15 protein-coding genes are annotated in these 12,742 nt (G+C 75.3%); 10 read left to right on the top strand and 5 right to left on the bottom strand.

The annotated features are described in order from the left end of the window. The coding region (locus PYV61_RS11615) for a CPBP family intramembrane glutamic endopeptidase (protein WP_275831594.1) at positions 1 to 1,739 on the bottom strand (1,739 nt) is incomplete at its 3' end. 131 nt (positions 1,740 to 1,870) lie between these two features. On the opposite strand from PYV61_RS11615, the gene PYV61_RS11610 reads away from it, so the two are divergent. From PYV61_RS11610 to PYV61_RS11595, 4 genes are all read left to right on the top strand, one after another. Beyond that, on the top strand, positions 1,871 to 3,157 hold the full coding sequence (locus PYV61_RS11610) for a pyridoxal phosphate-dependent aminotransferase (protein ID WP_275831592.1): 1,287 nt from the start codon (positions 1,871 to 1,873) through the stop codon (positions 3,155 to 3,157). Further along, positions 3,154 to 3,942, top strand: coding sequence for a nitrilase-related carbon-nitrogen hydrolase (locus tag PYV61_RS11605; protein WP_275831590.1), 789 nt, complete (start codon positions 3,154 to 3,156; stop codon positions 3,940 to 3,942). Before PYV61_RS11610 ends, PYV61_RS11605 begins: the two co-directional genes overlap by 4 nt. A gap of 78 nt (positions 3,943 to 4,020) precedes the next feature. Continuing rightward, positions 4,021 to 4,386 (top strand): metalloregulator ArsR/SmtB family transcription factor, encoded by a 366-nt coding sequence (locus tag PYV61_RS11600; RefSeq protein WP_275831588.1) that lies wholly within the window; start codon positions 4,021 to 4,023, stop codon positions 4,384 to 4,386. Next, positions 4,367 to 5,341: an SRPBCC family protein gene (locus PYV61_RS11595; RefSeq protein ID WP_275831586.1), complete on the top strand. Its 975-nt coding sequence runs from the start codon at positions 4,367 to 4,369 to the stop codon at positions 5,339 to 5,341. The genes PYV61_RS11600 and PYV61_RS11595 overlap by 20 nt, the downstream gene beginning before the upstream one ends. 1 nt (position 5,342) lies before the next feature. Here the strand turns inward: PYV61_RS11595 and PYV61_RS11590 are convergent, their stop codons facing one another. Further along, positions 5,343 to 5,786, bottom strand: a complete 444-nt coding sequence (locus PYV61_RS11590; protein WP_275831584.1) for a nuclear transport factor 2 family protein — start codon at positions 5,784 to 5,786, stop codon at positions 5,343 to 5,345. Further along, positions 5,779 to 6,957: an aminotransferase class I/II-fold pyridoxal phosphate-dependent enzyme gene (locus PYV61_RS11585; protein ID WP_275831582.1), complete on the bottom strand. Its 1,179-nt coding sequence runs from the start codon at positions 6,955 to 6,957 to the stop codon at positions 5,779 to 5,781. Before PYV61_RS11585 ends, PYV61_RS11590 begins: the two co-directional genes overlap by 8 nt. 127 nt (positions 6,958 to 7,084) lie before the next feature. Here PYV61_RS11585 and PYV61_RS11580 point away from each other — a divergent pair, with 127 nt between their 5' ends. Continuing rightward, positions 7,085 to 7,984 carry a hypothetical protein gene (locus PYV61_RS11580; protein ID WP_275831580.1) on the top strand — a complete coding sequence of 300 codons (900 nt, stop codon included), beginning with the start codon at positions 7,085 to 7,087 and terminating at the stop codon, positions 7,982 to 7,984. Between the two features lie 85 nt (positions 7,985 to 8,069). Continuing rightward, the gene (locus PYV61_RS11575) at positions 8,070 to 8,591 is read left to right on the top strand and encodes a VOC family protein (protein ID WP_275831578.1); all 522 of its coding nucleotides are present in this window, start codon (positions 8,070 to 8,072) and stop codon (positions 8,589 to 8,591) included. 4 nt (positions 8,592 to 8,595) lie between these two features. On the opposite strand, the gene PYV61_RS11570 is transcribed toward PYV61_RS11575, so the two are convergent. After that, entirely contained in the window at positions 8,596 to 9,072 is a 477-nt protein-coding gene (locus PYV61_RS11570) for a methyltransferase (protein ID WP_275831576.1), read from the bottom strand. Positions 9,073 to 9,141: 69 nt separating this feature from the next. Here PYV61_RS11570 and PYV61_RS11565 point away from each other — a divergent pair, with 69 nt between their 5' ends. Together PYV61_RS11565 and sugE are read left to right on the top strand one after the other, a co-directional pair. Next, positions 9,142 to 9,672, top strand: a complete 531-nt coding sequence (locus tag PYV61_RS11565; protein WP_275831574.1) for a dihydrofolate reductase family protein — start codon at positions 9,142 to 9,144, stop codon at positions 9,670 to 9,672. Between the two features lie 51 nt (positions 9,673 to 9,723). Beyond that, positions 9,724 to 10,044: a quaternary ammonium compound efflux SMR transporter SugE gene (sugE, locus tag PYV61_RS11560; protein ID WP_275831572.1), complete on the top strand. Its 321-nt coding sequence runs from the start codon at positions 9,724 to 9,726 to the stop codon at positions 10,042 to 10,044. 120 nt (positions 10,045 to 10,164) lie between these two features. Here sugE and PYV61_RS11555 read toward each other — a convergent pair whose 3' ends face one another. Next, positions 10,165 to 11,487, bottom strand: coding sequence for a dipeptidase (locus PYV61_RS11555; RefSeq protein WP_275831570.1), 1,323 nt, complete (start codon positions 11,485 to 11,487; stop codon positions 10,165 to 10,167). Between the two features lie 84 nt (positions 11,488 to 11,571). On the opposite strand from PYV61_RS11555, the gene PYV61_RS11550 reads away from it, so the two are divergent. Both PYV61_RS11550 and PYV61_RS11545 read left to right on the top strand, forming a co-directional pair. Next, positions 11,572 to 11,802: a hypothetical protein gene (locus tag PYV61_RS11550; protein ID WP_275831568.1), complete on the top strand. Its 231-nt coding sequence runs from the start codon at positions 11,572 to 11,574 to the stop codon at positions 11,800 to 11,802. 76 nt (positions 11,803 to 11,878) lie between these two features. After that, complete coding sequence (locus PYV61_RS11545) at positions 11,879 to 12,526, top strand: DsbA family oxidoreductase (protein WP_275831565.1); 648 nt, start codon at positions 11,879 to 11,881, stop codon at positions 12,524 to 12,526. The last annotated feature ends 216 nt before the right edge of the window (positions 12,527 to 12,742 follow it).

Below are 12,742 nucleotides of genomic sequence, written 5' to 3'. Positions count from 1 at the left end.
CGCGGCGGCACCTCGGCAGGGGCGCGGCCCGCTGCGCGCGCGTGGCGCCACGCCAGCGCCCCCTGCGCCACCAGCAGCGCGGGGAGGAGCCCGGCCCCGATGACGACGGCCGCCGTCGTGCGGTACGCCGCCCCCTCGCCGTGCAGCGCGAACAGCCCGAACCACGCCAGGTCGTACAGCACGTGCCCCACGATCGTGATCGGGAGGCCGGCGGTCAGGTAGAGCACCGCCCAGAACGCCGCCTCAAGGAACAGCTCGACGCCGCGCGAGTAGGCGGGCCACGACGGGTAGTTGGCATGGCCGAAGCCGAACACCAGCGCCGTGACGACGACGCCGAGCGCCATCCACCAGCGGCGCGACGGGCGGCGGCCGACCCACAGCGACAGCAGCGCGAGCGGGACGGCGCGGAACACCGCCTCCTCCCACACGCCGGCGAACAGCGCCGTGCCGATCGCGCTCACCCACGGCAGCGGCGTCGCGATCTGGTTCGGGTCGTCGAGCGAGCCCGTCGGGACCCACCAGCCGAGCGTCGTGCGCGTCGCGAGGTAGAACAGCGACACGTAGGCGAAGCCGAGCGCGGCGAGCGCGTAGCCGCCGACGACGTGCGCCGCGACCTCTCCGGTGCCGCGGTGGCGCACGAAGCCGTACCAGTCGGCCTGGTGCGGGAACGCGCGGCGCGTCAGCAGCTCGGCGGCGGCCACGCTCCCGCCGACGAACAGCGTCGTCGCCACCCCGGCCGCGACGGCGCCGATGACGTTGAGCGCGAGGAAGCTCCCCGTCGGCGTCGCGGTGTCGTAGCCGAACCAGCCGAGCGGGATCGCGTTGAGCGCCGAGAGCATCATGAGGACGCCCACCAGCGCGCCCACGGCGAGCGCGGGGCGCCAGCGCACCTGGTCGCGCAGCCGCACCAGCGCCAGCAGCGCGCCGGCGAAGAAGACGAGGACCCCGGGCGTCGACAGGTTCGCGTACAGGTCGTTCGACGCGCGCATCTCGCCGTAGCGGCGCGTCCACGTCTCGGGGACGTCGACGAAGGAGCGCACGCCGAGCACCTCGGCGCCTCCGACCCCGCGCGACGTGTCGGCGCCGGTGACCACGACCTCGGCGCGCACGGGGGCGCCGCCGACGGCGCGGCCGGCGCGCGTGTAGCGGTACGTGCGGTCGACGCGCCCGCTGCGCGGCTGCGTGGTGTAGGACGCCGCCGTGAAGCGCCACGCCGAGATCGGGAGGCCGCCGCCCCACCGCGCGAGCGCCGAGTCGGCGGCGACGCGCCCCGCGCCCTCGTCGACCGCGGGGCGCGCGTCGGTCTCGGCGAGCGAGCGCAGCACGCCGACGGGGCGCCCGTCGGGGGCGAAGCGCACGACCGCCTGGCGCGGGTCGCCGGGGACGAACAGGCGCACGTCCCACGCGTAGAGCGCGACGACGGCGGCGGCGGCGAGCGCGCGCACCGCGTCGCGGCCGCCGGCCGCCAGGTCGACGTAGGTGGCGAGTCCCTCGTCGCTGGCGAAGCGCGCGGCGGCGCGCGCCGACGGCGCGGCGAGCCCGTCGCGCGCGGCGAGCGCGCGCGCGCGCGCCATCACCTCCTCGCGCCCGAGGCGCAGCCCGACGTCGACCAGCGGGTAGGCGCGCGCGAACACGGCGCGCGTGACGAGCCCCAGCGCGAGCGCCGCGAACAGGGCGAGGGCCGCGGCGCGCCAGGCGCGCGCGGGCGACGGCGCGCGGGCGCCGGGCACGTCGGTCATGTGGTCGGGGGCCGTGTTTTGGTTCGTCGAATGTACGAATGCGCGCGCGAGGCCGCACACACACGCGCGCGTCCGCCCGTGATATGTTGCGGCGTCCGCCCGCGCCCGACCACCTCCCGCCCGGACCCGCCATGTCGTCGCACGTGCTCGACCACCTGTCGCTCGGCAAGATCGTCCAGATCCGCGAGCGGCTGCTGCAGGCGCAGGCCGCCGGCCGCACGGTCTACCGCTTCGAGTCCGGGGACCCGAGCTTCGCGCCGGCGCCGCACGTCGTCGCCGCGATCGCCGACGCCGCCGCGCGCGGCCAGACGCACTACCCGCCCAACAGCGGCATCCCCGCGCTGCGCGCCGCGATCGGGCGCAAGCTCGAGCGCGTCAACGGCATCGCGCTCCCCGACGACGACTGCGCGTACGTCACCAACGGCTCGATGCACGGGCTGTTCGTGACCTTCACCGCGCTGCTCGACGCCGGCGACGAGGTGATCCTCCCCGACCCCATGTGGACCGAGGTCGCCGAGAACGTGCGCCTCGCCGGCGGCGTCGCGGTGGGCGTGCCGCTGCGCGCGGCCGACGGCTTCGCCTACGACCCCGACGCCATCGCGCGCGCGGTCACCCTGCGCACCAAGGCGATCTTCGTCAACACGCCGCACAACCCGACGGGCGCGGTGAGCGACCGCGAGCGGCTGCTCGCCATCCTCCGCCTCGCCGACGAGCGCGGGCTGTGGGTGGTCAGCGACGAGGCGTACGAGGACGTGATCTACGCGCCCCACCGGCACCACTCGCTGCTCGCCCTCGCGCAGCGCCACGTCCCGGGCGTCGCCGACCGCATGGTGAGCCTCTGGTCGTTCTCCAAGAGCCACGCGATGAGCGGGCTGCGCGTCGGCTACACGGTCACCACCGCGGCGGCGCTGCGCGACCGCATCCCGAAGGTGCTGCGCTGCTCCATCAACGGCGTGAACAGCGTCGCGCAGTGGGCCGCCACCGCCGCCCTCGAGGGGCCGCGCGACCACCTCGACGCGATGCGCGCGGAGTACGCGCTGCGCCGCGACCTGATGCTCGAGGCGCTGACCGGGATCGACGGGGTGCGCCCGTTCGCGCCGGGCGGCGGCTTCTACCTGTGGTGCGAGCTCGACCCGTCGGTCTACGCGCGCCTCGGCGTGCGCGACGCCGACGAGCTGTCGGGCCGCCTCGCCGAGGCGGGGATCGGCAGCGCGCCCGGCGACGCGTTCGGGCACCAGTGCAAGGACGCGATCCGCTTCGCCTACAGCTGCGCCACCGAGATGGTGCGCGGCGGCGCGCCGGCGGCGCGCGGCGCGCTGCTCGGCGGGAGCGTGCCGGCGGCGGCCCCCGCGGCGCTCCCGTCGCGACCGCCGTCGGCGACGCGGGCGCCGGGCTGCGCGTCGCGCTCGTGCAGATGACCGTGGCCGACGGCGACCCGGCGGCCAACGTCGCCCGCGCCGACGCGCTGGTGCGCGGCGCCCCCGACGCCGACGTCTACCTGCTCCCCGAGCTGTTCACCACCGGCTACGCGCACGACGCGTGGCCGGACGCGGCGCGCGACGCGACCCCGCGCGCGCTCGAGGTCATGCAGGCGCTGGCCGACGCGCGCAACGCGTGGGTCGGCGGCAGCATGGTCGCCGCCACCGCCGGCGGCGGGATCGCCAACCGGCTGCACCTCGTCGCGCCGCGCGGCCCCGCGCCGTCGTCGGCGGTCGTGACCTACGACAAGGCGCACCTCTTCCCGCCGCTCGGGGAGCCGGAGCGCATGGTCGGCGGCACGGCGCGCGTGCGCACCCGCGTCGGGCGCGGCGACGCCGCCGCCGACGCGGCGCTCAGCATCTGCTTCGACCTGCGCTTCCCCGAGCAGTACCGCCGCGACGCCGCCGACGGGGCGACGCTGTTCCTGTGCGTGTCGGAGTGGCCGCACCCGCGCGGCGAGACGCTGCGCCTGCTCGCCCGCGCCCGCGCCGCCGAGAACCAGGCGTGGCTGGCGCTGTGCAACCGCGTCGGCCCGTCGGGCGCGGGCGACGGCTCGGTGTACGCCGGCGGCTCGTGCGTCGTCGCCCCCGACGGCACCGTGGTGGCTGACGCCGGCGAGCAGCAGGACGTGGTCGTGGTGGGCGAGGTCGACGTCGCGGCCGCCGAGCGCGCGCGGAAGGCGTTCCCGGTGCTGCCGTTCCGCGTCGCCGGCGTCGACCTCTGAGGCGGCGCGGCCGTGGGGGTTGCGCGGCTCCGCCTCTCCCGTACTTTACCACCTGGATAATTAACCTGTAGGTTTTCAATGCCGGACGCCCTCTCGCTCACCTTCTCGGCGCTCGCCGACCCGACCCGACGGGCCATCCTGGCCCGGCTGCGGGACGGGGAGGCGAGCGTGGGGCAGCTGGCGGAGCCGTTCCTGGGGCGCATGACGCTGCCGGCCGTCACCAAGCACCTCAAGGTGCTGGAGCGGGCCGGGCTCGTCACGAAGGGGCGCGACGCGCAGTGGCGGCCGTGCACGCTCAACACGGCGCCGCTCCGCGACGTGGACGCGTGGATGGAGGAGTACCGCGCGCACATGGAGGCCAGCCTCGATCGCCTCGGCGACTACCTGAAGTCGATCACCACCCCCACCCGACCGGACCCCGCCGATGACCACCGCGACCGCTAGCCCGTACGAAGCCGCCAACGAGATCCGCATCACCCGCGTGTACGACGCGCCCGTCGCCCTCGTGTGGGACGCGTGGACGCGGGACGAGCACGTGGGGCGCTGGTGGGGGCCGCGCGGGTTCTCGCTGACGACGCACGCCAAGGACCTGCGCCCCGGCGGCTCCTGGGCGTACACGATGCACGGCCCCGACGGGAAGGACTGGCCGAACTTCACGCGCTACCACGAGGTGGAGCCGCGCGCGCGGCTCGTCTACGACCACGGCGCGACGTCGGCCGACGCGAAGCCGCTGTTCCGCGTGACCGCGACCTTCACGGACCTCGGCGGGAGGACCGAGCTCGACCTGCGCATGACGCTCGAGTCGGCGGAGGCCGCGGAGCAGACGCGCGCGTTCGTCAAGGCGGCCGGCGGCAACGGCACGTGGGACCGCCTCGCCGAGTTCCTCGAGCGGCAGACGTCGGACGTCGACGTCTTCGTGATCAACCGCAGCTTCGAGACGGACGTGGCCACGATGTTCGACCTGTGGACCGACCCGGAGCACTTCGCGAAGTGGCTGCCGCCCACCGGGATGACGATGGAGTTCCACCGCGTGGACGTCCGCGCCGGCGGCGAGGGCTTCTTCTCGATGGGGAACGGCGACTTCACGATGTACGGCAAGATCGCGTACACGCGCATCGAGCGGCCGCACCTCCTGCAGTACACGCAGTCCTTCACGGATGCGCAGGAGAACCTGTCGCGCCACCCGATGGCGCCGCTGTGGCCGGCCTACATGCACACGACGGTGCGCCTCACCGAGGAGGGCCCGTCGCGGACGCGGGTCACGGTGCGCTGGCAGCCGGACGCGTCGGCGACGCCCGAGGAGGTCGCCGCCTTCGCCGAGGCGCGCGCCGGGATGACCCAGGGGTGGACGGGGTCGTTCGACAAGCTCGACGCGGTCGTCGCCGCCGAGCGGGCGTGAGCTAGGCCGGGCTGGTCGCGAGCGCGCGGTGGGCCTCCCACGCCGCGCGCTCCACCCAGCACTCGGCGAGGCGGCCGTCGCGCACCCGCCAGATCGCGATCCCGCTGAACTCGACGGGGCGCCCGTCGGGCGGCAGCCCGAAGATCCCGGCGTTCCGCCCGCGGCACACCCACCGCGACACGACGCGCGTCCCCTCCGCGTCGGCGAACACGTCGAGCGTCTCGTTCGTGGCGTCGCGCAGCACCGCCTGGAACTCGCGCACCCACGCCTTGAACGCGGCGCGCCCCCGCACGACCCGCCCGCCCGACGTGATGACGTAGTCCTCCGTCATCAGCTCGTCGATGGCGTCGAGGTCGTGCGGGGGCGCCCACACGCGCGCGAAGAACTCGACCGGCAGCCGCTCCGCGGTCGCCCGCGCCGCGGCCGCCGCGGCCCCGTCAGGCATCCGCCGCGACGGGGGCGGCCAGCACCTTCTTGAACACCTCGGTCGCGGCGCGCATCTCGTCCATCGTGCCGACCGACACGCGCAGGTGCGTCTTGAGCGGCGGGAACGGGCGCCCGACCAGCACGTCCATCTTGCGCGCCGCGTCGGCGAACCCCTTCGGGTCGCGCCGGATGTCGACCATCAGGAAGTTCGCGGCCGACGGCGCCACCGTGTAGCCGGCGTCCTGGAAGAACTTGGCCGTGTACGCGCGCGCCTCGCGGTTGAGCCGCTGCTCGCGCGCCACCAGGTCCTTGTCCTCCAGCGCGCCCAGCGCCGCGGCGGCGCCGAGCACGTTGACGTTGATCCCGAGCTGGTGGCGCGCCATCAGCGCCAGCGTGTCGGGGCGCCCGATCGCGTAGCCCACGCGCAGCCCGGCGAGGCCGTACGCCTTCGAGAAGGTGCGCGCCACCACGACGTGCGGCAGCTCGAGCGCCAGCGGGATCGCCGTCGCGTACGTCGCGTCGTCGGCGTACTCGTGGTACGCCTCGTCCACCATCACGTAGCTGTCCGGCGACTCGCGCAGGACGCCGCGCACCAGCTCCTCGATCACCTTCGCCGGGTGCACGGTGCCGGTCGGGTTGTTCGGGTTGTTCACGAACACCAGCCCCGACCCCGGCGCGGCCGCGCGCATCTTGTCCAGGTCGAGCTTGAGCGCGGCGTCGACCGGGATCGCGCGCACCGGCGCGCCGATGGTCGCCGCGCGGCTCGCCGCCTCCTCGAACGTCGGCGCCGCGGTCACCAGCGGGCGCGCCGGCGAGCAGTAGGCGTCGACCGCCATGCGCAGGATCTCGGTCGAGCCGCAGCCGAGCAGCACGTTCTCGACCTTCACGCCGTGCGACTTGGCCACCGCCTCGCGCAGCGCCGACGCGGGGCCGAACGGGTAGCGCGACCCGCTGCTCAGCGCGTCGCGGATCGCCCGCAGCGACGCCTCCGACGGGCCGCGCGGGTTCTCGTTGCTGCTGATGCGGATCTCGCGCCCCGGCGCCCACCCCATCCCGTCGGCCAGGAGCCCGGCGCCGCGCAGCTCGGCGGCGAACGCCTCGCGGCCGCGGGCGCCGATCAGCGACGCGGAGGCGAAGCCGGCCCCCGACAGGCCGAGCGTGCGGAGGAAGGAGCGGCGCGAGGTCGACATGGGCGGCGGCGGTGCGGGGGGAGGGGGCGGTGGGACGCCCCACGCTACGCCCGTGCACGCGCGCCCGGAAGTGCGGACGCCCACGCCCGTGCTCGCCGGCCCGTCCGGCCGGACGTACCTTCGCGCCATGGACCTCGCGACGACGCCCGCCGCCGGGCCGTTCGGGCCGCCAGCGCCCGCCGAGCCCTCCCGCATCCGCCTCACCGGGCCGGTGGGCGCGGTGAAGCTCCCCCCGCTGTGCGCCAACTGCGGCGCCGACGCCCGCGGCACCCTGCGCGTCGAGAAGCGCTTCCGGCGCACCTCGCGCAACCGGCCGACGCGCTGGCTGCACCCGCGCCTCGACGTGCCGTTCTGCGACCCGTGCCGCGCCGCACACGTCGCCGAGCTGCCGCCGATCGACCCGGCGGCGGTGGCGAAGCTGCGCTGGCAGTTCGTGGTGCGCGTCCTCCCGTACGTGATCCCGATCGGGGTGATCCTCTGGATGATCCCGGTGGTCCTCGCCCCGGCCACCCGCTCGGTGCTCGAGCCGGGCGGGCTCGCGCCGCGCCTGCCGTCGGGGGAGTGGAACTGGGGGCTCGCGATGGCGGCGGGGATCGTCGGCTTCTTCGGCTTCTGCCTGCTCGGCTTCCTCGCGCTGGTGAACCGCGCGCGGCACGACCTCGTGGCCGCCGACGCGTCGGGGGGCGCCGACGCCTACGTGCGGCGCGCGCGGGTGCTCGGCGGCGACCACGCGGTGTTCCTGCAGCCGCCGACGTCGGTGCTCGCGGCGGCGAACTTCAGCGACGACCGCGCCGAGCTGTTCGAGCCCGAGCACCACCTGTACACGTTCCGCGACCCGCACTTCGCCGACCGGGTGCGCGCCCTCAACGCCGACCGCGCGTGGAGCGGGAAGTCGGCGCGGGCGCGGTGGGCGCGCTCGGCGCGCAACGCGCTGTTCGCGGTGTTCCTGGTCGTGGCCGGCTTCGCCATCCTCAACGACTGGACGAACGGGGCGCTGGAGCGGGCGGTGCGGGAGTTCCTGCCGTGAGGCGCGACCGATGATTCCCGGAGCCCCCGCCCGTCCAAGGGGGTGAGCAGCGCCCACCTCACCTCCCCCCATGCCGGAGCCCCCGATGTCCGTCAGCGCCCGCATCCGCCCGTCCCTCTGGTTCGACTCGGACGCCGAGGAGGCCGTCGACCGCTACGTCTCGATCTTCCCGAACTCGCGCGTCGTGAAGGTCGCGCGCTACGGGACGGCCGGGCAGGAGATCCACGGCCGCGCGCCGGGGTCGGTGATGGCGGTCGAGTTCGAGCTCGACGGGACGCCGATGATCGCGCTCAACGGCGGGCCGATGTTCAAGTTCACCCCGGCCGTGTCGCTGGAGGTGCACTGCGACTCGCAGGCCGAGATCGACCACTACTGGGAGCGCCTGGGCGAGGGCGGCGACCCGGACGCGCAGCAGTGCGGGTGGCTCGCCGACCGCTGGGGGCTGTCGTGGCAGATCGTCCCGCGCGGCTTCGCCGACATGGTCCCCGAGCACCCGACGCCGGCGTCGGAGCGCGCGATGAACGCGATGCTGCAGATGAAGAAGCTCGACTGGGCCGCGCTGCAGCGCGCCTACGCCGGGGAGGACGCGCCGGCCGCCGCGCGCTGACGCGTCAGAGCCAGCGCCGCACGCGCGCGCGGTAGGCGCGGTACTCGTCGCCGAACCGCGCGTCGAGGTAGCGCTCCTCGCGCCGGACGACCCCCCACTGCACCAGCGCCAGCAGAGGGACGACGCCCAGCAGCGCCGTCCCGCTGTCGAGCGCCAGCGCGAGCGCGAGGTAGACCAGCGCGAACGCGAGGTACATCGGGTTGCGCGTCCGCGCGTACACGCCGGTGTCGACGATCGCCCGGGTCGCCTTCCACGGCTCCGGCGGCGTGCGCGCCGCGCGGAAGCCCCCGAGCGCCCCGACCAGCAGCGCGACGGCGACGGCGAGCAGCACGAGCGCGAGCGTCGCCCGCGCGCCCCACGCGAGTCCCGTGGGCAGGGGGCGCCAGAGCACGCGCTCGACGAGCAGCGCGGCGCCGAGCGTGCCGAGGTAGAGCAGCGGCGGCGGGGCGATCACGCCGGCGGTGTCGCGGTCGGAGGGCATGCGGTACGGTAGGGGATCACGGTCTCACCCACCAACCACTCGGATCACACGCACGGAGGGGACGCAGGCATGGCGAGGCTCGTGTTCGGGATGAACCTGACGCTGGACGGCTACGTGGACCTCGGCGCCTCGACGCCGAGCCCCACGCTCTTCCGCCACTTCGTGGACGAGGCGCGGGGGCAGACGGGGAGCGTGTACGGCCGGAAGATGTACGAGACCATGCGCTACTGGGACGACGACCACCCCGAGTGGGGCGCGGACGAGCGCGCGTTCGCGGCGGCGTGGCGGAAGCAGCAGAAGTGGGTCGTCTCGCGCTCGCGGCCGTCGGTCGGTCCCAACGCGACGCTCGTCGGGGACGACCTGGACGGCGCGATCCGCGCGCTGAAGGCCGAGCGCGACGGGGAGATCGAGGTCGCCGGCCCGGAGCTGGCGCAGTCGCTCACGGCGCTCGGCCTGATCGACGAGTACCGCCTGTACGTGCACCCGGTCGTGATCGGCCAGGGCAAGCCGTACTTCGCCGGCCCCCGGCCGCCGCTCCGCCTCGTGGCGCACGACCGCGTCGGCGACGACGTGCTGCGGCTGGTCTACGTCCCCGCCTGACCGCGCGCCGCGCCGCTACCTTCCACGCGACGCCTGCCGAGGGAGGTGCACGTGGCGTGGTTCATCCTGTTCGTCGCCGGCCTGTTCGAGGTCGGGTGGGCCGTGGGGCTCAAGTACGCCGAGGGCTTCACGCGCCTCTGGCCGTCGGTCGGCGTCGCCGTCGCGCTCGCGCTCAGCATGGCGCTGCTCGGCGTCGCGCTGCGCACGCTCCCGCTGGGCACGGCCTACGCGGTGTGGACCGGGATCGGCACGGTGGGCACGGCGGCGCTGGGGATCGTGCTGTTCCGCGAGCCGGCGACGGCGGCGCGCCTGGCGTGCATCGGGCTGATCGTGGCGGGGATCGTGGGGCTGAAGGTGCTGACGCCGAAGTGAGGCGGGAACGACGACGACGGGAGTCGTCATGGCGGGAGTCGAAACAGCGGGAGTCGTTGAAGCGCACTGCGCCGTCACGACTCCCGCTGTTTCGACTCCCGCAGTAGCGACTCCCGCTGTTCAGGCCTTCGGCGCGCGCGAAGTCTTCTGAAGCCGAGCGGCCGTCGCTTCCGCCCCGCGCAGCGCCCGAATCACATTCTCCCCCGCCAGCTTCCGCAGCTCCGCCTCGCTCCACCCGCGGCGCGCCAGCTCGGCGAACAGCGCCGGGTAGGTCGAGACGTCCTCCAGCCCCTGCACCGTCTCGCTGATCCCGTCGAAGTCGCCGCCGACGCCGACGTGGTCGACGCCCGCGACCTTGCGCACGTGCTCGATGTGGTCGGCCACCTGCGCGAGCGTGGCGCGCGGGCGCGGGTGGTCGCGGTCCCACGCCGCGAGGCCGGCGCGCTGCGCCGCGGTGTCGGGGTTGGCCGCGCGCAGCCGCGCGATCTCCGCGTTGCGGGCGCGGTCGAGCGCGACCAGCTCGGGGGACACGAAGCCCGGCACGAACGTCACCATGACCACGCCGCCGTTGCGCGGCAGGCGGGCGAGGATCGAGTCGGGGACGTTGCGCGGGTGGTCGGCGATCGCGCGCGCCGACGAGTGCGAGAAGATCACCGGCGCCTGCGCCACGTCGAGCGCGTCGCTCATCGTCCCCGGCGACACGTGCGACAGGTCGACGAGCATGCCGAGGCGGTTCATCTCGCGCACCACGTCGCGCCCGAAGTCGGTGAGCCCGCCGTGGCGCGCGCTGTCGGCCGCGGCGTCGGCCCAGTCGAGGGTGACGTTGTGGGTGAGCGTCATGTAGCGCACGCCGAGGTCGTAGAAGGCGCGCAGCGCGCCCAGCGAGTTCTCGATCGCGTGGCCGCCCTCCATGCCGAGGAAGGAGGCGATCTTCCCGGCGCGGCGCGCGGCGGCGACGTCGGCGGCGCGCGTGCTGAGGTGCAGGCGGTCGGCGTGGCGCTCGACCACGCGGCGCGCGACGTCGATCTGCTCGAGCTGCACGCGCGCGTACCCGGGCGCGCTGGCCACGCGCCCGCGGCGCGTGTACGTCGGCCCCGCGCCCTCGCCCGGGATGTAGACCGACCAGAACTGCGCGCCGACCAGCCCCTGGCGGAGCCGCGGCAGGTCGGTGTGCCCCCTGGCGCGCCCGCGGATGTCGTACGACGCGGCGTCGACCGCCGCCGGCAGCGAGTCGCGCCACGCGCCGCGCGCGTCCTCGACGCTGGCGTTGGGGGTCGCCTCGCGGATCGCCCACGGCAGGTCGTTGTGCCCGTCGAACAGCGGCGCGGCCCGCAGCGCCCGCTCGGCGCGCGCGCGGTCGGCGGCCGACGGCGTCTGGGCGGACAGGAGCGCGGGGGCGGCGAGGAGCGCCAGCGCGGCGGGGACGGAGAGCGGACGGCGCATGGGGAGGTCGGCGTGGGTGGCGGTGCCGGAAGATAAGGCGCGGATCGTGCGACCCCGTGGCCGCCCCATCCACGGAGGCCACGCATGGCGAACGAGCGGCAGCACGACCCGACGAATCCGATGGATCGCGTCCCCGACGAGGCCGAGGGCGCGCAGCACGTCCCCGCCGCGACCCCCGACGACCGGCGCGACGACCCGCACCCCGACCGCGTCCCCGGCCGCGACGACGCCGGCGCGCGGGGGAAGGACCGCGACAACGGCGGCTGGGGCGACCGGGGGATCGGGGGTGGGCGCGCGGGGGGCACCGGGCTGTGATCGCGCGCGCCGGACGCCGCGGGCTGCGGGCTGCGGGTCTCGAATCCGCAGCCCGCAGCCCGCGGCGGGTGCCACGATGACGCGCACTCTCGCGATCGACGTCTGGGCCGACGTCGCCTGCCCCTGGTGCTGGATCGGCGAGCGGCGGCTGCGCGGGGCGCTGGCGCGGCTGGCGGCGCGTCGGCCGGAGGTGGCGGTCGAGGCGCGGTGGCGGCCCTACCAGCTGCAGCCGCAGCTCCCGCGCGAGGGGGCCGACTGGGCGACCTTCGTCCAGACGAAGTTCGGCGGCGAGGCGCGGGCGGCCGGCATGTTCGACCACGTCGCGCGGGCGGGCGAGGGGGAGGGGCTGCGCTTCCGGTTCGACCGGGTGGCCGTGGCGCCCAACACGGCCGACGCGCACCGGCTGATCCTGCGGGCGGGGGAGCGCGCGCTCGACGCCGCCGACGCCCTGTTCCAGGCGTACTTCGCCGAGGGGCGGAACGTCAGCGACCGGGGGCAGCTGGCCGACCTGGCCGTGCACTGGGGGCTCCCGCGGGAGGAGGCGCTCGCCTTCCTCGACTCCGATGAAGGGGAGCTGGAGGTCCAGGGCGCCATGCGCGAGGCCCGCCGGCTGGGGATCCAGGGGGTCCCGTTCGTCGTCCTCGACGGGCGGCTGGCGATCTCGGGGGCGCAGCCGGCGGAGCTGTTCGACCGGGCGCTGGAGGCGGCGCTGGCCGGGGGCTGAGTCGCGCCGCTGAAACCGGCCGGCGGCGGGTCCGTACGCTTCCCTTGACGTTTTAGGGGAGGAGACGCACCGTGTCTCCCCTAAGGTCTCATGGGAAACACATGACCGTCGCCGCCGAAGACCTCGAGATCCTGCAGGGGACGCTGGACGTCCTCATCCTCAAGACCCTCTCCTGGGGCCCGCGCCACGGCTACGCCGTCGCGCGCTGGATCCACC

Source organism: Roseisolibacter sp. H3M3-2, assembly GCF_029211165.1.
Lineage (GTDB): Bacteria > Gemmatimonadota > Gemmatimonadetes > Gemmatimonadales > Gemmatimonadaceae > Roseisolibacter.
Note: the sequence above shows the minus strand (reverse complement) of the source record. Positions and strands in the feature narration are given on the sequence as shown.